Annotated in this window: 18 protein-coding genes, 1 pseudogene, 1 riboswitch and 1 other annotated feature; of the genes and pseudogenes, 9 read left to right on the top strand and 10 right to left on the bottom strand. The window is 42.6% G+C overall.

Going from position 1 to position 21,200, the window contains the following annotated elements; translation table 11 throughout:
* Positions 1–133 precede the first annotated feature (133 nt).
* On the bottom strand, positions 134–1,459 hold the full coding sequence (locus HUK45_RS03210) for a nucleobase:cation symporter-2 family protein (RefSeq protein ID WP_328797139.1): 1,326 nt from the start codon (positions 1,457–1,459) through the stop codon (positions 134–136).
* 62 nt (positions 1,460–1,521) lie between these two features.
* A riboswitch (purine riboswitch) is annotated at positions 1,522–1,620 on the bottom strand.
* 82 nt (positions 1,621–1,702) lie between these two features.
* Here HUK45_RS03210 and HUK45_RS03205 point away from each other — a divergent pair.
* A complete protein-coding gene (locus HUK45_RS03205) occupies positions 1,703–3,133 on the top strand; it encodes a C69 family dipeptidase (RefSeq protein WP_191911059.1) in 1,431 nt (476 codons plus the stop codon).
* 652 nt (positions 3,134–3,785) lie between these two features.
* Here the strand turns inward: HUK45_RS03205 and HUK45_RS03200 are convergent.
* Positions 3,786–4,703 (bottom strand): magnesium transporter CorA family protein, encoded by a 918-nt coding sequence (locus tag HUK45_RS03200; RefSeq protein ID WP_191911058.1) that lies wholly within the window; start codon positions 4,701–4,703, stop codon positions 3,786–3,788.
* A gap of 144 nt (positions 4,704–4,847) precedes the next feature.
* Between HUK45_RS03200 and HUK45_RS03195 the strand changes: the two genes are divergently transcribed.
* Genes HUK45_RS03195 through trxA form a run of 4 tightly spaced genes read left to right on the top strand, consistent with a single transcriptional unit; the run spans position 4,848 to position 7,828 of the window.
* Positions 4,848–5,825, top strand: a complete 978-nt coding sequence (locus HUK45_RS03195; RefSeq protein ID WP_191911057.1) for a choloylglycine hydrolase family protein — start codon at positions 4,848–4,850, stop codon at positions 5,823–5,825.
* Entirely contained in the window at positions 5,825–6,727 is a 903-nt protein-coding gene (locus HUK45_RS03190; RefSeq protein ID WP_191911056.1) for an RluA family pseudouridine synthase, read from the top strand. Before HUK45_RS03195 ends, HUK45_RS03190 begins: the two co-directional genes overlap by 1 nt.
* Positions 6,728–6,749: 22 nt before the next feature.
* The gene (locus HUK45_RS03185) at positions 6,750–7,511 is read left to right on the top strand and encodes a DUF475 domain-containing protein (protein ID WP_098044522.1); all 762 of its coding nucleotides are present in this window, start codon (positions 6,750–6,752) and stop codon (positions 7,509–7,511) included.
* A gap of 2 nt (positions 7,512–7,513) precedes the next feature.
* Positions 7,514–7,828 carry a thioredoxin gene (gene trxA, locus HUK45_RS03180; RefSeq protein ID WP_191911055.1) on the top strand — a complete coding sequence of 105 codons (315 nt, stop codon included), beginning with the start codon at positions 7,514–7,516 and terminating at the stop codon, positions 7,826–7,828.
* A gap of 92 nt (positions 7,829–7,920) precedes the next feature.
* Here trxA and HUK45_RS03175 read toward each other — a convergent pair whose 3' ends face one another.
* The 6 genes from HUK45_RS03175 to trpX all read right to left on the bottom strand — a co-directional run bounded on the left by HUK45_RS03175 (position 7,921) and on the right by trpX (position 13,204).
* The gene (locus tag HUK45_RS03175) at positions 7,921–9,255 is read right to left on the bottom strand and encodes an MATE family efflux transporter (protein WP_191911054.1); all 1,335 of its coding nucleotides are present in this window, start codon (positions 9,253–9,255) and stop codon (positions 7,921–7,923) included.
* Between the two features lie 293 nt (positions 9,256–9,548).
* Positions 9,549–9,878 (bottom strand): ArsR/SmtB family transcription factor, encoded by a 330-nt coding sequence (locus HUK45_RS03170; RefSeq protein ID WP_191911053.1) that lies wholly within the window; start codon positions 9,876–9,878, stop codon positions 9,549–9,551.
* Positions 9,879–9,910: 32 nt separating this feature from the next.
* Positions 9,911–10,486 (bottom strand): cadmium resistance transporter, encoded by a 576-nt coding sequence (locus tag HUK45_RS03165; RefSeq protein WP_191911052.1) that lies wholly within the window; start codon positions 10,484–10,486, stop codon positions 9,911–9,913.
* A 75-nt stretch (positions 10,487–10,561) separates the two neighbouring features.
* A complete protein-coding gene (locus tag HUK45_RS03160; protein ID WP_191911051.1) occupies positions 10,562–11,326 on the bottom strand; it encodes an ABC transporter ATP-binding protein in 765 nt (254 codons plus the stop codon).
* Entirely contained in the window at positions 11,319–12,218 is a 900-nt protein-coding gene (locus tag HUK45_RS03155) for an ABC transporter permease (RefSeq protein WP_003716517.1), read from the bottom strand. Before HUK45_RS03155 ends, HUK45_RS03160 begins: the two co-directional genes overlap by 8 nt.
* Complete coding sequence (gene trpX / locus HUK45_RS03150; protein ID WP_191911050.1) at positions 12,215–13,204, bottom strand: tryptophan ABC transporter substrate-binding protein; 990 nt, start codon at positions 13,202–13,204, stop codon at positions 12,215–12,217. The genes HUK45_RS03155 and trpX overlap by 4 nt, the downstream gene beginning before the upstream one ends.
* Positions 13,205–13,588: 384 nt before the next feature.
* Between trpX and HUK45_RS03145 the strand changes: the two genes are divergently transcribed.
* The 3 genes and pseudogenes from HUK45_RS03145 (at position 13,589) to HUK45_RS03135 (ending at position 16,523) form a co-directional block, all read left to right on the top strand.
* A complete protein-coding gene (locus HUK45_RS03145) occupies positions 13,589–15,130 on the top strand; it encodes an ABC-F family ATP-binding cassette domain-containing protein (RefSeq protein ID WP_191911049.1) in 1,542 nt (513 codons plus the stop codon).
* A 41-nt stretch (positions 15,131–15,171) separates the two neighbouring features.
* Positions 15,172–15,856 (top strand): annotated as a pseudogene (locus tag HUK45_RS03140) (putative ABC transporter permease).
* A 73-nt stretch (positions 15,857–15,929) separates the two neighbouring features.
* On the top strand, positions 15,930–16,523 hold the full coding sequence (locus tag HUK45_RS03135; protein WP_191911048.1) for a glycoside hydrolase family 73 protein: 594 nt from the start codon (positions 15,930–15,932) through the stop codon (positions 16,521–16,523).
* A gap of 391 nt (positions 16,524–16,914) precedes the next feature.
* Here the strand turns inward: HUK45_RS03135 and brnQ are convergent, their stop codons facing one another.
* Positions 16,915–18,294 carry a branched-chain amino acid transport system II carrier protein gene (brnQ, locus tag HUK45_RS03130; protein ID WP_191911047.1) on the bottom strand — a complete coding sequence of 460 codons (1,380 nt, stop codon included), beginning with the start codon at positions 18,292–18,294 and terminating at the stop codon, positions 16,915–16,917.
* A 79-nt stretch (positions 18,295–18,373) separates the two neighbouring features.
* Positions 18,374–18,617 (bottom strand) — a binding site (T-box leader).
* A gap of 68 nt (positions 18,618–18,685) precedes the next feature.
* Positions 18,686–19,921, bottom strand: coding sequence for a DUF2325 domain-containing protein (locus HUK45_RS03125; RefSeq protein WP_191911046.1), 1,236 nt, complete (start codon positions 19,919–19,921; stop codon positions 18,686–18,688).
* Between the two features lie 126 nt (positions 19,922–20,047).
* Between HUK45_RS03125 and HUK45_RS03120 the strand changes: the two genes are divergently transcribed.
* Complete coding sequence (locus tag HUK45_RS03120; RefSeq protein WP_191911106.1) at positions 20,048–21,127, top strand: DHHA1 domain-containing protein; 1,080 nt, start codon at positions 20,048–20,050, stop codon at positions 21,125–21,127.
* Positions 21,128–21,200: the final 73 nt, after the last annotated feature.

The following is a 21,200-nucleotide window of genomic DNA, read 5'->3' as shown; positions in this document are numbered from 1 at the left end:
TCCGCCTGACCGGTTCGCACATCCCCACCGGCTCTCTGACACCGAACGAAGCAATTACTGAAACGATAATTGTTGAAATTATTCTAGCGTGACCAAATTAAATTGTCAATAGTATTATTAAAATTTAATGAGATTAATCTTTGGCTGGTTTTTCTTTCCCGTAACCATTAAATAATAGGTTAAGGACAACGGCAGCAACACTACCGACAACCACACCGTTTCCCATCATAATCTGAAATTCGGTTGGTAGGAATTGAAAAATATGTGGATACATGGTTACACCTAACCCTAAACCAACAGAAACTGAGGCAACCAGGATATTTCTGTTATCAGTAAAGTCAACCTTATGTAGAATTTGAATCCCTTGAACCCCAACGATCCCGAACATAACAATCATGGCACCACCAAGAACCGGATCGGGAATAACGGTCGCAAGTGCACCGGCCTTGGGAAGCAATCCCAGAAGCAACAGCATAAAGGCGGCGTAGTACACTGGTCGACGGGTTTTAACCCCAGACATCCGAATAACACCAACGTTTTCGGAGAAGGTTGAGTAGGGGAAGGTATTAAAGAGACCACCAAGAATGGCGGCAATTCCTTCAGCACGGTACCCCCGCTTGATGTCATCACTCGTGAGCTTCTGTCCGGTAACTTCACTCAGGGCAAAGAAGACTCCCGTAGACTCGATCATCGTTGTCAAAGAGACCAGGATCATTGTAATCATGGCGCTCCCGTTAAAGTGTGGGACACCAAAGAAAAATAGTTGCGGGGTGTGAAGCCAGGCAGCTTCAGAAACCGGCTTTAATGAAACCATCCCCATTGCGCCAGCAACAAAGGACCCGATTAAGATTCCTAGTAAGATGGCAATTGACTTCAAGAACCCTTTTGCCCAAGCATTAAGAAGGAGGATCACCGCAATTGTGACGAACCCAATGAAGAGGTTTTTTGGATCACCAAATGAATGGGCGGTCGGTGTACCACCACCAAGATCCTGGAAACCGACCGGAACCAGGGTAAAACCAATGATGGTGATTAACGAACCGGTAACGACGGGGGGAAAAAGCTTTTTTAGTCGGGAAAAGACACCAGCAATCAGGAAAACAAAGATTCCGGCAGCAATAATTGCCCCGTACATATAGGTGATTCCTAGCTTACTCCCGATTGATTCCAATGGGGTTACTGATTGAACAGCACATCCCAGAACAACAGGAAGACCAATCCCAGTCAGTGGTGTTCGCTTCAATTGGAGCAAGGTCGCAATTCCACACATGAAAATATCAATTGAGACCAGGTAAGTCATTTGGATAGTCGAAAAATGCAAGTAGCTACCAATGAGTAACGGGACAAGAACGTCCCCTGAATACATTGCTAATAAGTGTTGAAAACCAAGTACCAGATCTTTAGGCGAAAATAAAACTTTTCGTTGGTGAGCGTTATTTACTGAACCTGTTTCGTCCACGATTAATCCTCCCTTTAAAACAGAAAAGAGACTGAGTTACGTTACTTCTCAGTCCCTACACATAAACTAGTATGATTGCTTATAGTCCAAAGTTTAAGGCTTTGGGTAGAGACTCACCGACCATATTACGGTATTATATAGGCATATAGTGTTGTTATCCTACCACGACTTGAAAAAGCAAGCAAGTTGATTGGGTTAAAAGTGTTATTATATTAGTAAACGCAACCGAAAGGACGGGACAAAATGAACGTCAAGAAAATGAGCAGTTGTACTGCAATGTTAGTTGGTAAAAACGCGTCAATTGATGGTTCAACCATGATTGCACGAAATGAAGATTATTACGACGGTGTTAACCCCAAGACTTTCCAAGTCTATCCTGCTAAGGACTATACTGGAGAACACTTTAAGTCAACCTACAATGGGTTAGAAGTTGACTTGGATGATCAAGGTTGTCGTTTTACCGCCACAACAAATGGTGATATTAATAACGGTCGGTGGGATGAACAAGGGATCAACGAATATAACGTTGCGATGAGTGCATCCGAAACCGAAATGACTAATCCACGAGTACTGGGTCACGACCCGCTTGTTGAAAAGGGTGTCGACGAAGACTCAATGGTTTACCTTGTTCTGCCATTTATCAAGAGTGCCCGTGAAGGTGTTCAACGTCTTGGTCACTTAATTGAAACTTACGGGACTGGTGAAAGTAACGGAATTGCATTTAGTGATAACAATGAAGTCTGGTACTTTGAAACTGCTGGTGGTCACCAGTGGGTTGCTCAACGAATTCCGGATGATGCTTATGCAATTTGTCCTAACATTATGTGCATTGAAGAGGTTAACTTTGAAGACCCAGACAACTTTATGTTTGCCCCAACAATCCAACAATTTGTTCAAGATAATAACCTAAACCCATACCCAGGTGGCTTCAATTTCCGGAAGATTTTCGGGACTAATGATGAAGCTGACCAATACTACAACACACCGCGTTCATGGTATGGTCAAAAGCTATTTACCCCATCAGTTGACCAAGAACCAACCAGCTTAGATATCCCGTTCATCCAACGGGCAGAGAAGAAGCTGGCTGTTGAAGATGTTGAATACTTCTTGTCATCACACTACAATGGTACGCCATATGATCCAACTGGCTCATACGCTTCTGGTGATGAAAAGGATCAGAAGAAGTTCCGCTCAATTGCTTTGGACCGGAACCAAAGCTCATGTATTTTACAAATTCGGAATAATGTTCCGGCTGAATGCGCCGCAATTCAATGGATTAACTTCGGCTTCTTTGCATACAGTCCATATGTTCCATTCTTCACCAACATTAACGCAACGCCAGCATCATATGACCATGCTGGTAACAAGGTTGATGACAGTGCATACTGGCTACAAAAGCAGCTTGAGGTCATCGTTGAACCACGTTACCACGAGTTTATTAACGAAGTAAATGCTTTCCGTGATGCTTCACAAAGTTATGCCGTTAAGCGGATTGACATGATTACCGCGATCGCAAAGACCAAGCAGGGGGATGCTGTTACCGACTTCCTTACCAAGCGGAACGAAAAGACCGCCACCCACGCCATGGATGCCACCAAGGATCTCCTCAACAGTCTCATCCACCAATCTCTCCTCAACTCCAAATTCCAGTTCGAGAGAGGGGATAATTATTAGGAGAGTGCCTTTGCCCCAAAGAGTTTCCGGAAAGCTAGCGATTTCTCCTGACGAAGGCGTCTTGCGCCTAGGAAGGAGGTCGCTGGCTCTAGGAAACTCGGGCAAAGCACGTTTAGACTCAGTTGCCTAGAACGTTAGCTCTAGCAAGTTCCTGGTGAGCACATTTCTACTTTGTTGCCTAGAACGTTAGCTCGAGGAAGGTTAGGCTGAGCACGTTTCAGTTAGAGTGTGGGCCGTGACGGACTAGCAATCGAGTACTAAGGAATCCCGTCCTTGATTGTTTTTACAATCAAGGACGGGATAGTTAGATGGAGATTACGGTCACGGCGAACAGATCTTGACTCAGTTGCCTAGAACGCTAGCACTAACTACACAAAAAACAAAGCCTAAGTACACAGCCGTTTAAGGTTATGTACTTAGGCTTTTCGAATGCAACCGAGTCAAAACGCGTTCACAGGGACGCACCTATAGACAACAACTTTCTACATAGTGATAACGTGCTTCGTCTGCGCTTCCTAGCTTCTACTTCAACCGAGTCAAAACGCGTTCGCAGGGAAGTCCCTATAGACAACAACCTCCCTCCCAGATACTTTCAGCATCCAGTCGGGAGAAATTGTTGTCTTACGGGACTTCTTAGCCTGCTCACGCTCTCTTACTTCCACCAATCCTTTCTAATCAGGAAGACGGCGCAGAGGATCATTAAGAGGATTGCAATTACAATGGTAATGATCCAGGAATAACTTTTGTTAGCTAGTGGTAGAGCGACGTTCTCGCCATAAAAGCCGGCAACGATGGTGGGGATGGAAAGGAGGATTGAATAGATTGTTAGAAACTTCATTGTTTGGTTTAGATCACTATCCAGGACCTTGCTGTATGCATTGGAAACCCGAGCAGAAACGTCAGAAGTCATCTGTGCCATTTCCAATCCTTGCTGGGCTTCAACAATGACATCATCAAGGTTATTTCTCTGTCGGGTCGACATGATCGGATTCATTCGGCGTTCGAATTCTTCCAGTAGTGAAACGTTTCCCTTTAATGAAGTGAGCATATAGACCAAGCCAGTTTCAATTTCCATAAATTCAGTAATAGCTTTTCGTCCGGTGCGTCCTTGAAGTGAACGCTGGATTTGTTGTCGTTTTTGGTCAACCCGGCGTAACGGACCAAAGTAATCGGTAGACAGGCGGTACAGGACGGCAAGAACCAGATTTAATTTTTCAACAACGGTATCGCGGTTTTGTAAACGTTTGAGCTGGTTAGCAATAATTCCATTAACAAAATTAGTTTTGGCATTTGTAAAAGTAATTAGGTTGTTGTTCGTTAACATGATACCAATCGGTGCGGTCTGTGGAGCAGTGACCTCGTGAGTTGGGACATAAACATCGAAAATCAGCAAGGTAACTCCAGCATCTGGATCAACTTCAACCCGGGCTTTTTCATAGGGGTCGATGGCATAGTCAAGCAGTTCCTTGGTAACCTCGTACTTTTGGATAAGATCCTGTCGCTCATGGGGGAGTGGTTCAAACACACTGATCCACCAGCTATGAGCGTTGATTCTCTCCGTACTTAACATTGCCGTTCATCCCCCTTGCGTAAATCGCTTATAATCCTATTCAACTATTTTAACAGAGAAAAGTAAAGCAGTCTGGAAACAAAATGATAACTATTTCCCGGGAAATCAGATAAACTTAAGATAAAAAATGGGAGGCAAACGATCATGTGTACCAGTATTTATCAGGTAACATTGGACCACACGCACTTATTGGCACGAACAATGGATTGGCCGATCTTGGCTGTCTCACCATTATTTGTTCCTCGGCAATTTAAGTGGGCCAACGCATTCGATCACCGGATTTATACAAATAAATATGCAATGGTTGGCGGGGGAAGCATTTCTGCAACCCGGATTGATGTATCAGATGGGGTTAATGAGCATGGATTAATGGCGCAGAAGCTGACATTTGCTAACGGGGCACACTACGTAGATGAGCGTAACCAGGAGAAAGTTCAGCTTGCAGCGTATGAATTTATCTTTTGGCTTCTCGGCAACTTTCGAACCGTCGCTGAAATCGAAGAGCACCTTAATGAAGTTGAATTAATGAGCGAAAAGAATAGTGATACCAAATATGGCAATCCGGAACTTCATTTTGCAGTTGCTGATCGAACGGGAAGAATTGTAGTGATTGAGCCAACCCAGAACCCGTTAAGAATAATTGAGAATCCCCTCGGTGTAGTAACTAACAGTCCTAATTTTGAAAAGCAGCTTCACCAAATGGAAAAGTATGTTGAATTTACACCCGAGTTTAATGAACACCGTGTCCCACTCAACACACCACGAGTAACAACTGGCCGGCTTTCAGGGAAAACCAATCCACCAGGTTATTATTCACCAAGTGCCAGGTTTGTTCGTGCAGCTTACTTAAAGGAACGATCGGATGTTCCACAAGATGAAAAACACGGGGTGGTTAGCGAATGGCACCTTTTAGATAGTGTGACGGTACCGCAAAATACCCGTCACCAGAGTACCTATTCCGTATATCGGGCAGTGACTGTAGCTGAGAGTTGCAGTTATTACTTTCAGCCGTACCACCGCGGTGACATTACAAAATTACAGTTGACTTCAGAAATGCTCAATTGGGATAAGCCAAAAGTTTATCACGTTCCTGACCAATTAACCGTTCGGGAGGTTAAGTAATGACTAACTATCAATGGCAAATCCGGGAACAGTTAACCGCTAATCAGCCAGCAATTTCCATTCGTGAACTATTGCAGCGACAATGGCTCCTGCCAAACCGTTTTGTTCACTATCTGCGTAGTCGTCGTCAAGTGTTAGTAAATGGTAAGTATCATCCAATGAATACAACAGTTCACCCTGGAGATCAGGTAATGTTGCAATTTAAAGGAGATGAGTTCCGGCATCCGGGCAATAACCAGTACATTCCGACACGGAGGCCGAAGTTGGCTGTCCTGTATGAAAATCGTGATTTACTAGTTGTTAATAAACCACGGGGCCAAAAAAGCCACCCCAATGAGATGGGAGAAACCGGAACACTAATGAACGATGTTGCCGGATATTTACACCATCAAGCATACATGGTTCACCGAATTGATCTGCAAACTAGCGGAGCAGTAATTGTAGCAAAAAATCCGGTTGTGGTACCAATATTAGACCGATTAATTAGTCAGGGGAGAATTCATCGGGAATACCTAGCGTTAGTTGAAGGGCAAATTAAAGGTAGTGGCGAGTGGAACTGGCCAATTGGAAATGACCCGAGTGATATTCGGAAAAGAAAGGTTAATGGCGAGCATTCACAACGGGCACAAACCTTTTATCAAACGGTTAAGAGTAATTCGGAGTATTCGCTGGTTGATTTGAAGTTAGGAACGGGAAGAACTCATCAATTAAGAGTTCATCTTGAATATAGCGGTCATCCGATTGTGGGAGATCCGATTTATAATCCTTCTTCGTCAGCTAAAATGTACTTACACGGGTACAAGCAACGGTTAGTGGTGCCGTTTAGTAATCAGAAAATTACAATTACCGCGCCGCTTCCTGACTATTTTAGTCAAGATCTGGTAAAATACCATTTAGAATAGAGAAATTAAAGGAGGACATTGATTGTCACTTTTAGAAAAGCTTTATGGTCCATTCTTTGATGGTCATAATTGGGCAATGGTAATTACTTCAGGACAGGATTGGTTGATTATCCTTTCCTTAGTATTAATTGAGTGTTTGCTTTCGGTCGATAATGCAATTGTGTTGGCTGCCCAAACACGAGTCTTGCCAACGCTAAAGGAACAGGAAGAATCACTTTTCTACGGGATTTGGGGTTCGTATATTTTCCGGTTCCTGGTTATTGGGTTAGGAACCTACTTGATCCACTTTTGGGAAATTAAGGTTCTTGGTTCTGTTTACCTGATGTACTTAGTGTACCGATTCTTCAGTGCCAAGTTTTCTCATAAGCAAAAGAAAGAGAAAAAACCGTTAATTCATCGTTTAGGCGGAAACTTAACGGGAAGAAAGCTATTTTGGTCGGTAGTTGCCCAGATTGAAATGATGGACATTATCTTCTCAATTGACTCCGTATTGGCATCTTTGGCAATTTCAAATAATCCAGTAATCGTCTTAATCGGAGGGATTATTGGGATTGCATGTATGCGTGGTGTCGCTGAAATTATTATGAAGTTAATGCGGAAGATTCCAGAACTGGAACCAATGGCGTATGTCTTAATTTTCATTATTGCAATTAAGCTCTTCTTAACTATTCCGGCAATTGACATTGAAATACCATCCGGTTACTTTGGGGCATTTGTCCTCATTGTCTTTGTCGTTACGATGATCATTCACTATCTTCGTCAACCAAAACGAAAGGAAGAATAGCAATGGCAATAGTTGTGACTGACCAGACTTTTGCTGAGTTGACTAGCTCTGCTCCAGTGGTGGTGGTTGACTTCTGGGCTCCCTGGTGTGGCCCCTGCAAGATGATGGCTCCGGCATTGGAAAACCTCGAAAAAAAGTATGCCGGTAAAATTAAGTTTTTGAAGTTGAATGTTGATGATAATAAAGAAATGGCTGCTAAATACAAAGTAATGAGCATCCCAACCCTGATCCTTTTTCGCGATGGCGTTGCTAAAGAAAAGGTAACGGGCTTCTACCCTGAAGCAAAGTTGGATCATTACTTTTCAAGAAAAATCTAAAAAACTTGGGAACGGAAAATTTTTTCCGTCCCCAAGTTTTTTTAGTCTTCTTTTTATGGCGAACCAATCGGAAACTTAAAAAGCTTTATTATTCAGCTTTCCTTTCTATCAAAGTGTGGTTCATAGACTTTGTAGAAGATTAGTCCCAAAATCAAAGTTAGCACGTCTGAACATGCTTGAGCAGCTAAGATTCCCGTATAACCAAAGAAATGAGCTAAAATAACGATAGCTAGGCCAAAGATTAATCCTTGACGACTGAATGATAACCAAAAAGCCGGGACAGCCTTTCCCATTGACTGGAAAGCGGTGGTAAATACCAGGATTATCCCAGCTAAAGTAGTTGTTATAGATAACCAGCGAAGCATCAAGGCTCCTTCTTTAACGATTACCGGATCATTCATAAAGATACGAATTACTTCAGGAGCAAAAATAAGAAGAAGGATTGTTAAGACAACGTTAATTGAAGAAATAACGAATAAATCAAAATGGATAATTTCGTAAAAACGTTTTTCGTTTCGGGCACCGTAGGCATAACCAATTAATGGTTGGGCACCAAAGGCAAAACCGACCATGATCATAATAATGATTGAATTAGCTTTCATCGCAATCCCCATTGCAGCAACGCTATTGGCTCCATATGAAATTAAGTAGCGGTTAGTCATTGCAGTGGCAAAGGAGACCATGATATTGGTAATCGATGCGGGAACCCCGATGGCGTAGATCTGAAGTTGGTAATGCCGGCTAATTTTCGTTTCATGAATTGAGGTCGTCAGTTTCTTGCTCTTCGTTCTGAGGTAGTAGATCATGATAATATCTGCAATCACACTTGAAGTGACCGTTGCCAGGGCAGAGCCGGCAGCTCCTAATCCACAGGTGAAAATAAAGATCGGGTTTAAGAAGATGTTAATGATTGTTCCAGCCATTGAGGCAATCATTGACTGGATCGCGAGGCCTTCCGTTCGAAGAATATTGGTTGGTGACAACCCGAAGATGATAAATGCCGCTCCCCAAGCGATTACCAGGTAATATTCACGGGCGTATTTCCAGGTACTAGGTGAGGCACCGAGTAGGTGAAGGATTGGATTTTGAAAGACTAATAGGATGATTGTAACAACAATTCCACAGGCTATTGAGTAATAGAAAGCGTAGCCGGAAACGTTTCTTGCAAGTTGATCCTTACGCTCACCGAAAAGCCGTGAAATTAATGAACTGCCACCAAGACCGAAAATATCACCAATCGCAATCATCAAGGTAAAAATTGGCGCTCCCTGAGATACTCCAGCAACTAGGTCAGGGTTACCAGTCTTAGAAACAAAGAAAGTATCAACCAGATTATAAATAAGCGTTACAGCCATGCTTAACACTACCGGTAGTGCAAGAGTAAAATAGGCCTTTTTAATCGAAGTACGCTCAAATAGGTTATTCACAAATAATCCTCCCGTTAAAAATTGTTTAAATTATTAAAGAGACCAAGAATACTCTTAGCCTCTTATTATCTTAAAGGATATTGATATTGTAGTGCAAGGAAGCTAGTACTTTCTCTCAAACGTGCTCAGCCTAACCTTCCTCGAGCTAATCGTTCCTACTGCAACATAGCAAAGAACTGTTCACCGCGACCGCCACCTCCGTCTAACTATCCCGTCCTTGATTGTCTTGCAATCATCGTCCGGGATTCCTTAGTACTCGGTGGCTAGTCCGTCGCGGTTCGCACTCTCTCTCCCTAATACAAATTCTTCGGGTGAGGTTCGCCTTTGATTTCGTGTTTAACGTGAGCAATCATGTCATCCGTTAATTCCATAATGTGGGGATCGTCAAGAATGTAGAAGACACGGGTGCCAGAGCGACGGGAACAAACCAGTTGGTAACGCCGGAGGATTCCGAGTTGTTTGGAAACCACTGGTTGGGCAAGACCAAGATCATTAACAATTGTTTTTACATCAACCTCATCAGTCTGGTGACGGAGATAGTAGAGGATTTTGATTCTTGTGCTATTGCTTAATACTTTGTAAATCTTTGCCGCTTCGTTAATTAAGGCATCTGGTTGTTCCACAGGTGAAGGCCTCCATCGCTTTTTGGTGAATATTATACCAGACCGACCCACTGTGCCAAGTGACGAATCAGTCCGCTATCGAAGAAGACATATATTCCGACTCCAATGTAGATAATTTTCATTAGCAGTTCGCTATATTTATCCATGAACCGGGCGACTGGTGATAGTTTACCAATTTCCTTAATCAAAATTACAACGAGAATGGTGAGGGTGAGAATGAAACTTAAAGCCAAGCCAAAATGATTGAGTGAGATTCCCGTGAGGATTGGTAAGAAGATCGAGAGGTTACAACCAGAACAAACTGCAAGGTATGTTATGAGAACGATCAGAATTGGTGATCGAGTGGCTGATTGTTGGTTAGAATCTTCATCGTTGTCATGGAGTGCCATGTAAATTGGTAAAATCCCAAGGAAGCCAAGGAGCCATTCAGGAAAGAAGAGTGTAAGTACCTTTCCAGCAGCAAAACTAGCAGTAACTAGGAGAGCGACCCCAATCATGTAACCGATGATAACGTCTCGCAATGGATATTTATTGACCAGACAAAGCAAGATAAAGAAGAAGTCTAGATTAACGGCAATAAAGGTAACAAAAAGAAGCCAATAATTCATGATTTAAACCTCCAACATTCCAAAAACGATATATTTCAATTTTTAATATATATCATTTTTGGAATATTTACAAGGTTAATCTTCAAAATAGGTGTAGAGTTTGTCAGTGGTGAGCTGTTGTTTTGCTTCGCCCTTAAAGTCGGCTTTAATTTGGCCATCTTTTAGGACAATTAACCGATTACCGTATGTTAAGGCATCTTCTAGGTGATGAGTAATCATCAGAGCTGTCAGGTGATCCTGATTGATCCGCTCATCAGTGGCATGGAGGAGGTTTAAACTCGTATGCGGATCAAGAGCAGCAGTATGTTCATCCAATAGTAGAATATCAGGGCGCTTGAGAGTAGCCATTAAAAAGCTAAGCGCCTGCCGTTGACCGCCAGAAAGGGCTCCGGTTGCGGTGGTCATTCGGTTTTCTAACCCGTTATTCATCGTGGCAGCTAATTTGGTGAACCGTTCCATATTTTGCTTTAGTTTTCGCAAAATCAGGTGACGTTTTTCACCACGCTTTGTTGCGAGCAGCATATTTTCAGCAACGGTCATCCGGGGAGCTGTTCCAAGCTTTGGATCCTGAAAGACGCGGGCAAGAAAGGACGTTCGTTGTTCTTCAGTTGAACGGGTGATGTCCTTACCATTATGAAGAATCTGTCCGCTGTCAGCATGGAGGTTCCCGCCAATAACATTGAAGAGGGTTGACTTACCGGCCCCGTTAGTGCCGACAATGGTAATAAAGTCACCTTCGTTAATTTTTAAATTAATTCCTTTGAGAATCGTGGTTTCGTTTGCAGTTCCCTTATTAACAACTGTCTTGACATTTTTTAATTCTAAAATGGGCTTACTCATGTGGTTGCACTCCCTTCAAGATTGGCTTTTTTAAATTAACAACCTTTTCCAATTGTGGTAGCATCATGCAGATTGCAAGGACAATTGAAGAAATTAAGTTGAGGTCGTTAGCGGAGAAGCCGAGTTGTAATACTGCCAATAAAATTAGGCGATAGATGATTGAACCAAGGGTCACTGCAACGAGCCGCTGGTTAAGAGTGAGGTCACCAAAGGCCACTTCACCAATAATAATTGAAGCTAAGGCAATAACGATGGTCCCAATCCCCATATTAACGTCAGCATAGCCATTGCTTTGGGCAACGAGGGCACCACAGAGAGCAACCATCCCGTTGGAAACCATTAAGCCAACATTAATCATTTTGTCGGTGTGAATTCCTAACGACTTTGCCATTGTGGGGTTATCCCCGGTTGCAATGAATGCTTGCCCATAATCGGTGGCGAGAAAGATCATCATTAGGATCGTTACGATGATAATCACAATTAAGCCGACAGTTACACTATCAAAGAATTGGGGAAGTTGACGAAGAAAATTACCATTAAAAAGTGTTGGCTTTCCCAATAATGAAATGTTAGATTTCCCCATGATCCGTAAATCCACGGAGTAAATTGCGGTCATGGTCAGGATTCCAGCTAGGAGGCTTGGGATCTTTCCCTTAGTATAAAGAAGACCGGTAATTAGGCCAGCAATCATTCCAGCACCGATCGCCAATAACGTTGCTAAAAACGGGTTAATTCCGTTTGCAATGGCGGTAACTGCGGTGGCGGCACCAAGAGGGAAAGTTCCTTCAACTGTCATATCACAAAAATCAAGGATCCGGAATGTAAGGTAAAGACCAAGACCGAGTAATGCCCACAATAATCCTTGACCGATAGATGAGACGATTAGATTCATTTGTATACTTCCCCCTTTGTTTGTGCTTCGTGTTCGAACTGGGCAGGAATTTGTAAGTGGAGTTTTTGTGCCTGCTTAAGGTTAAGGACTGGTTCGCCGCGACGAACGTATTCAACTGGGAGGTTACCAACTTTCTTTCCCTTAAGGACTTTTACGGTCATTTTTGCTCCCATTACACCAAGCTTGTATTGGTTAACGCTGTATGTAGCAACGCCGCCTTGTTTAACCATGGTGTCAGTAGCAGGGAAGACAGGCTTATTAGCAGCGTCCGCATTTTTAACCAGTGTCTGCATTGCACCAGCAACCGTGTTATCGGTTGGCACAATCACCGCGTCGACCTGACTTACCATTTGTTGGGAAACCTGGTTTAAATCGTTACTGTTCGAGATCGAGTATGCTTTTAGCCTAATGTTCATCTTCTTGCATTCACGGGCAATTTGGTGGTAGCCAGTAACACCAGAGCTGTCATTAGAAGTGTAAATTACCCCGAGAGTTTTAAGGTTAGGAACGAATTGCTTGATTAAGGTTAGTTGCTGGTGAACTGGTGCTAAATCGGAGACACCGCTAATGTTGCCACCAGGGTGTTGGTTATTCTTTACTAAGCCGGCTCCTTGAGGGTTAGAAACCCCACCGAGAATGATTGGCGTCTTAGTGGTAGAATTGGCGAGCGCCTGAGCAGCGGGGGTAGTAATTCCAAAGAGAACCGTTGGATTGTTATTCGTTAATGTATTGGCCATCGTTTTAAGATTACTCTGGTCACCGTTGGCATTCTCGTATTCTATTTTAATGTTCTTCCCGTTGTGGTAACCTTCCTTCGCCAGCTCATCGACAAACCCCTTGTAGATTTGATCTAAGGCGGGGTGATGCATCAAGGTTAATACCCCGACTTTTGGAACTCGTTGCTTAACAACACCACCGTTTTCGGTGAAAAAGGCAATACCGAGAAAGCCAAGCAGCAGGATAATGACTGCGGACATTCTTTTCATAAAGATAATACTCCTTCCCTAAAGAAAAAACGGGGAACCACATGCAAGGGGCTCTCCGCTTTTTGGAAAAAGAAAAGCCTGCATGTTGGATCCATGCAGACTGAATAAATGATCACTTCTCAGCCGGCACAGATGCAATCTGTTATCTCAGGTTGCATCCATGACGAACTCAACCCGAATTACCGGCTTTGCCAAGTATTTAACTTGTTAGTGTGAGACATAATCATTTAACATTCTCCGTTCATTTAAGATTGCTTATAGTTTAGCGAAGGATGATCTGGATGTCAAGGTAAAGATGAGATTCCTTTAATAATCAGTTTGGAGAGAAATTTGATTTGTGTTACCATATTAAGCAGTTTAAACGGAAAAATGAGGAGAGAAGACATGGCAGTATTAGATGTCAAGGGATTGACAATGAGTTATGCGGATAAGCAACTCTACGATGACGCTAGCTTTCAACTTGAAAAACATGAGCATATGGGAATTGTCGGTCAAAATGGTGCTGGTAAAAGTACCTTAATTAAGATTTTGATTGGGAAAGTTCTCCCGGTTTCGGGAACGGTAACTTGGGCCAAAAACGTCAAGATCGGCTACTTAGATCAGTATGTTGATATTCCTAAGGGGATGACCCTGATCAAGTTTCTTCACACCGCCTTTGCTGATCTTTATGAAATTAATGACCGGATGAATAAGCTGTACGAAGAATATGCTCAAAAGATGGATGATGAGCTGTTAACTAAGGCTGGTCGGCTCCAAGAACAATTGGATGCTCATAATTTCTATGATATTGAGACCGAAGTTGAGCGAGTAATGAATGGGTTAGGATTGACCGAAATTGGGAAGGACCACGTTGTCTCCGAAATGAGTGGTGGTCAGCGTTCTAAAATTATCCTGGCGAAAATGTTACTTGAGAAGCCTGACGTAATCCTGCTTGATGAACCAACTAACTACCTTGATACAGCTCACATTGAGTGGCTGATTGACTACTTGAATGACTTCGATGGGGCAGCGATGATCATCTCTCACGATTATGATTTTTTGGAACAGGTAACGAATACAATCTGTGATGTTGCTTTCGGCAAAATTACTAAGTACCGGGGAAGCTTTGAACAGGCAATGCGCCAAAAGGAAGAGCGGAAGGAAACCCAAGAACGAGAATACGAAAAGCAACAAGTTGTTATTGAAAAGGCTGAGCGGTTTATTCGAAAAAATAAGGCGGGCTCAAAGTCAACGATGGCTAAGTCACGGGAAAAGATGCTGGCCAGGATGAAGCGGATTGATCCACCGGCAGATAATTTAAAGGCCACTTTTAAGTTCCCGTATGAAAATACTGGATCCGCGAATGCGCTTCGGGTAGAAAACCTTTCTGTTGGTTATGGTCACCCGTTGTTAGCGCCCGTGACATTTTCAATGACGATGGGAGAAAAGCTGCTTTTTACAGGATTTAACGGTGTTGGGAAGTCAACGTTGATTAAGTCAATCTTAAAGAAAATTCCTGCGTTTGGCGGAACGGCAACTTTTTCACCATCCGCTAAGGTTAACTACTTTGATCAGGATCTTGAATGGGATGACCCGTCATTAACCCCATTACAGACAATTCAAAATATGTTTCCAACGATGCAGCCCAAAACTATTCGGCAAAAGCTAGCTCGGGCAGGAATTAATGCGGCAAATACAATGAAGCCGTTACACTTGCTTTCAGGTGGCGAGCAAACGAAAGTTAAGTTGGCGATTTTAGAGCTAACCCCGTCTAACTTTTTGATAATGGATGAACCAACAAACCACCTTGATGATGAAACCAAGGAAGGGTTGAAAACGGCATTACAAAATTTCCCGGGAAATTTAATTTTAGTTAGTCACGAACAAAGTTTCTATGAAGGCTGGCTTGATAAGATCCTTAATGTTGAAAAACTTAGCTTAAAGTAAAAAATATGAGACAATAATTGATGAAGGGAGGGTGCCGGACCATGCATTACTCAATTTCAGAAATTATTGTCTTATTTTTTACCTATTCGGTAGTTGGCTGGCTATGGGAAACCTTTTATTGTTCGATTAAGGATCATCACTATGCCTATCGTGGATTCCTTTTTGGTCCATATTGCCCCGTTTATGGATTTGCTGTTACCACGATTTTAATTACAGCAGAGCCCGTTAAAAATAATTTAATTCTCCTATTTATTGTTGGCTTTATTGTTGCTAGCATCTTTGAATATTTTGCGAGTCTCTTTTTGGAGAAAGTCTTTCATATGAAGCTCTGGGATTATTCTAAACTGAAAGGAAACATCCAAGGAAGAGTCGCTCCAGAAATATCATTGTTCTGGGGGATCGGTGTTGTTTTCTTAGTTAAGTACATCCAACCTTTTATCCAGCGAATAATTAATTGGGAAGAAGCGCTGACGCATGGTTGGCTAGCAATCATAATCGTTCTTGTAATGGGTACTGATCCAAGAAGCCAAGCCTGCGGAAGAACAGCGCTTAAAGCAGCGGCTGGCTAATTGGCGGGAAGAGATTATTAATAGTGAAGATACGCGACGGTTTAACCAGCACCTTTCTTGGAACCAACGTCGGCTGATTAGGAACTTCCCAAAGATGAAGGTTACCGATGTCAAGCACTTTAATGATGTCAAAAAGGACTTATTAAAGAAGTCTTAAAACTTCTCGCTTTATAGTAAATGATTGTTTATAATAAGCGCGAATACTTAGTCAAAGTCAAAGAGGAATATATATGAAAAAAGAAACTAAAATTATTTCTGCAATTACAATCGTTTTTCTTGTTGTCGTCTTTACAATTTGTGGGCTAACCATTAAGAATAGTCCATTGTCGGGGTACCCGCGACAAATTCACGATCAAAACATGACTGTCCAACAATTTGTCTCTCAGGTAGCGCCAGCAGCACAGCGTGAACAGAAGAAGTATGGCATTCCAGTAAGTATTACAATTGCGCAAGCTGGATTAGAGTCCCAGTGGGGAAACAGTCGGCTCGGCAATAAATACAACAACTTGTTCGGCATGAAGGCAAGTAAGGGTGAAGATAAGGTACGGATGTATACCATTGAAAACATTAATGGTAAGCAACGGTACATTCCTCAATACTTTGCGGTTTACCAAACATGGGATGATTCAATTAAGGCGCATACCAACATTATTGTTAATGGAACCAGAGACAACCATCACCGCTTCGATGGTGTCCGCACCAATACTAATTACCGAAAAGCCGCTCAAGAACTCCAAAAGAACGGCTATGCTACCGACCCCAACTACGCCAACAAACTCATCTACGCCATCCAAAAATTTGGATTGGAGAAGTATGACAAATAGAGTGTGAGCAGGTAAAGAAGGCCCGTAAGACAACAATTTCTCCCGACTGGATGCTGAAAGCATCTGGGAGGGAGTTTGTTGTCTATAGGGGCTTCCCTGCGAACACGTTTAAAGTAGAGTGTGACCTCGCAAAAAACTCGCGGAAAGCTAACGATTTCTCCGGGGAGTGGTGTCTTGCACCACTTCTCGGAGGTCGTTAGCTCTAGCGAGTTCCGAGGGAACACGTTTCGACTCTGCTGCAGTAGGCGGAGGTTGCCAGCCCTAGGAAACTCGGGCAAAGCAAGTTTTCGTAGAACGTTAGATTACAAAAAAACTCAGTCTAGAATGGTGACATTCTGAACTGAGTCTTTTTAGATTGGAGTTTTTAATTAATGGCGATTACTAGATTAAACTAATCAACTTCTGTCTGCTTAACGTTAACTTGGTTACGCCGGAAGAAGTGGACAAGGAGACCAACAACTAAACCAACAAGTGCTGGAACAACCCATGAGAGGCCCATTGAGGCAAGTGGCATCATCTTCCGCACACCAGCTACCCAGAGACCAAATGAGCTTTGACTTACAACAGCTGGGAAAGCAACAACCATATCACCAAGTGCTGGAACTACAGTCAAAAGGACAACGAAGAAGTAAACAACGCCATCGCGATGGAAGAGTGGTGAAGCAACTGAAAGGACGATTAAGACCATTGATAGTGGGTAAAGGAACATTAACATTGGTGTTGACCAAGCGATGATTTGATCCAAACCGAAGTTAGCAGTTAAGAATGAAGCAAGGCAACTAAGTGCTAACCAAGTATGGTAGCTAACCTTTGGGAAGTGCTTGTGGAAGTCTTGAGCAAAGGCAGCAACTAAACCAACAGCAGTAGTTAAACAAGTAACAGTTAATAGGAATGCTAAAACAACTTGACCAAATGCACCTGCATAAGCGTTGACTAATTGGTTGAAAGCAACACCGCCATCAGGTGAAACCTTAAAGCGACCAAGTGACATTGCACCAAGGACGATTAGGAGAAGGTAGATGAAACCGATGGCACCAACTGCGAGCACACCAGACTTTGTAACAACCTTTGAAACAGCACCTGGACGACGAACGCCCATCCCTTTAATTGCGGTAACAACAGTAACCCCAAAGGCAAGACCTGCTAGAGCATCCATTGTGTTGTACCCTTCAAGGAAACTATTAGTAACGGCACTGTGAACGTAAGCGCTAGTTACTGGTGCAGTAGCTGGGTTTCCCAACGGATTAGCGAAGGCAACCACGAAGACTAAGAATAAAAGTGCCAAGAAGACAGGGTTCAAAACTTTACCAACGTTTGAAAGAATGCTGTTTTCCTTGTAAGAAAAGGCAAATGCTAAGACAAAGAACACTGCTGAGAAAAGTAATAGTGACCAGCCTTGAGCAGCTTTTGGTACGAATGGTGCAACACCAACGGTAAATGAAACGGTTGCTGTCCGGGGAGTTCCGAATAAAGGACCGATGGTAGCATGAATCAAGACCATGAAGACCAGAGCAAATGCTGTACCGAGTGGTCGACCAACATCGTAAACCCCTTCAGCACGGGTGACAGCAATGGCAAGAACGGAAAGTAATGGGAGTAAGACCCCGGTAACTAAGAAACCAAGAGCAGCTGGGCCCCAATTCGCACCAGCTAACTGTCCAAGGTGAAGCGGGAAAATTAAGTTCCCGGCACCAAAGAATAGCCCGAATAGTAACGAAGCAACAACTAAGTATTGCTTAAATGTTAACTTTTTTGTTGTTAAATCCTGCATAATCAATTCCCTCCTAGGAAAAACGTTAAATAATTGCTTTGATCCCAACAAAAAAGTCCCTTAACCAAAATTACTTTGGTTAAGGGACGCTCGAGCGTGGTACCACCCTATCTTTGTATCATCATTACTGATAATACCTTACACGTACAGCCCGGGACTGAGCGATACGCTGGCACGTTAATGGGTGCTACCATTAAGTCTTACTATGAGTTAAGACTTAAGCTCGAAAGTGATTTTCGATTAACGTTGAACCTGTCTCCTTCCACCTAACGAGACTCGCTAATGGATATCGCTAATTTACTCTTCTTTCTCATTGCGATCGAATAATTAAATTGTTGTTTATTATTCTAACTAGTTTTTAATAAAAGTCAACAAGTTTTTTAGAATTTTTTTATTTTTTCTGATAATTAGCCATGTCTTCGCTTGTCTGTGCATAGGCAGGGTCACCATTCAAAGCCCGTGCAATTGCTCGTTCGACAGCGGTATTGGTTGTTGTGTTCGCGATTGCCAATGGTTTCTCGTAACGCTTAGCATGGTGATTTGCCAGTTGACTAATTCGGTGATGAATTTTATCAATGCAGACCACAACGAAGTCAGCCTCACGAATTTCGCGTTTCATTTTACTACTCGAAACCTTATCTTCCATGGAAGCATCAAGGGCATGATAAATCCCGTGGTGCTTATCAACAACTGCCTTTAATTCTTGTGAACGCTCGCGATCACCGGTAATTAAGAGAACAATGCGTTGTTTTAGATCATAGTCCAACTTCTTTTCGTAATCGTGTCGCGGATGGACAGGTTTCTTCACTTGCTTAGGCTTGGCAGGTTGTTTAGTTGTGTCGAAGTCCTGCTTTTCGTGGATCCAGCGAATCGATCCATTCTTAGCGTCTTCAAGACCGTTTCCATGGTCAAAGTAGGCGTAGTCGACCACCATTCCGGCCTTAAGACTCCGCCCAGGGAACTTAAAGGGATCAATAACGATCGTATTAGCCGAATTTTCGTCCAAGATTGAATTACCCTTTAGCGTAGCATTAATTTGCAAGACATCTGAACCGGGAACACTGCTAAGCTCGGCATATTCAATTACTTTAATCTTTTCTGGTTCGTAATCATCTAAGTGGTCAGCAGTCACTCGACGAATTGTGGGCAGACCACGAACCGTTTGTTGGGGATCGAGTTGAACAATGTCACCGTCTTCAAGCGGAAAGTGAAGTGAATGAATCAATGCTTCGTTGTAATAATGGTGATTAATCTCAGCACCACTTAATTTTCGGTGAACAAGGTAAAGATCATCTGCTGCTAGTCGCTCTTCTTGAGAAACTTTTTCGACCGTAACTGGTTCGGGAGTGACTGGCCGTTTGAGAGAACTGGTTGTCACCTCGTGTGCCGGACCGGTAAGCAGAGAAGAATGACTTGCCTGCCTAATCCGCGGGGCTGGTCGGGTTGCCTGATTTTCAGGTTGGAAAAATTGTTTTGGCTTCCGGAATGATGATTTCGGTTCTTCGTAATGATTTAAAATATTAATTACGGTGTTTAAACTTTGGAGTGTTTGCTTTAAACTTTGCTGGTCGCTACTGGTATTTTCTAGTAATTCGATCAACTCATGACGATAATCGTATATTTGCATAGTACTTTATCCTTTCTAAATGCTTACTAATAATAATCATACCAAGAAGTTTTGAAAGTGTCAGGACATATGAATAAGCTTCTTGGTATAATTGGTTAGGATTAAGCAAAGAAAATGGTATTAAGCATGGCAAATCAGGTAATTAAAATTTTCTCACACAACGACTTAGATGGTTTTGGCGCACCGCTATTACTAGAAACGGTCAAAGAGACGATGTTTTCTCATTGTGAATTCGATCTTACCAATTGTGGTGCAGGCCGGATTGATGAAGAATTTGCTAAATGGCTGCAGACTCCAGAAGCAAGTCGCGCCACAGATGTTTACATTATGGATATGACACCAGATAGTGATTATACGTTTAAGCAACTAAACGCTAATTTTGCTAACCACTGGTTGGTATTTGATCATCATGAAACCGAGGCTGAATTACGAGAACAGCATTCAGCTAACAGTATTCGACCGACAAATCCGCAAGTAAATCCTAGTGCAACGAGTCTTGTCTGGGATTGGTTAACAAAACAGCCGCATTTCGCAGAATTAAGTGAAGAACGACGACAACAGCTTGAATATCTTGTAGAACTTATTCGGGCTTATGACACATGGGATTGGCAAAATGATCCAAATATTAGTGAAGAAGAACGAGTTGCTGCTGATAACTTTGACCAATTATTCTGGTTTTATCCTCTGCAAGACTCGGCATCATTCGTTGCGAACGTCTTTAGTGTTGGCTGGGAAGAATATGCAAAGCAAAATCAGCTTTTGATTAAGACACTTAATGAACGGCGGGCAAAATACCTAAAGAGCCATTTGAAGGATACCTTAATTACAAAGATTGCTGGACACCAACTAGGATTTGTTTATGCTGACGATTATAAGTCGGAAATCGCTCATGAATTGCTGATCCAGCATCCTGATGTCGATGCCGCATTGGTAATTAGCCCGGTCAGTGTTTCCTTACGAAGTAACGGGAAACTTGATGTTGCTAAGTTCGCTGAGAAATACTTTAATGGTGGCGGTCATGCTGATGCTGCCGGTGGGCGACTTACTATTAACCCGATTGAGATTGGTGAACAAGCGGTTGCTGATAACCTAGCCGAAATAATTAAGAACAGTCAGCAAACAACAGCAACTGATAATACCGGAACCCTTGCTGACAACCTTGATCCTGAGGTTGCAGCCAAGATGGCGCAATTATTTAAGAAGTAAGGAAACATAGAGTAAAGGTGACATAACAGAAGCTATTTATAACCTCTGTTATGTCACCTTTCTATAATTGTTA

This window comes from Limosilactobacillus urinaemulieris (assembly GCF_014838745.1).
Taxonomy (GTDB): domain Bacteria; phylum Bacillota; class Bacilli; order Lactobacillales; family Lactobacillaceae; genus Limosilactobacillus; species Limosilactobacillus urinaemulieris.
The sequence above is the reverse complement of the archived record's forward strand: the minus strand, read 5'-3'. Positions and strand labels throughout refer to the sequence as shown.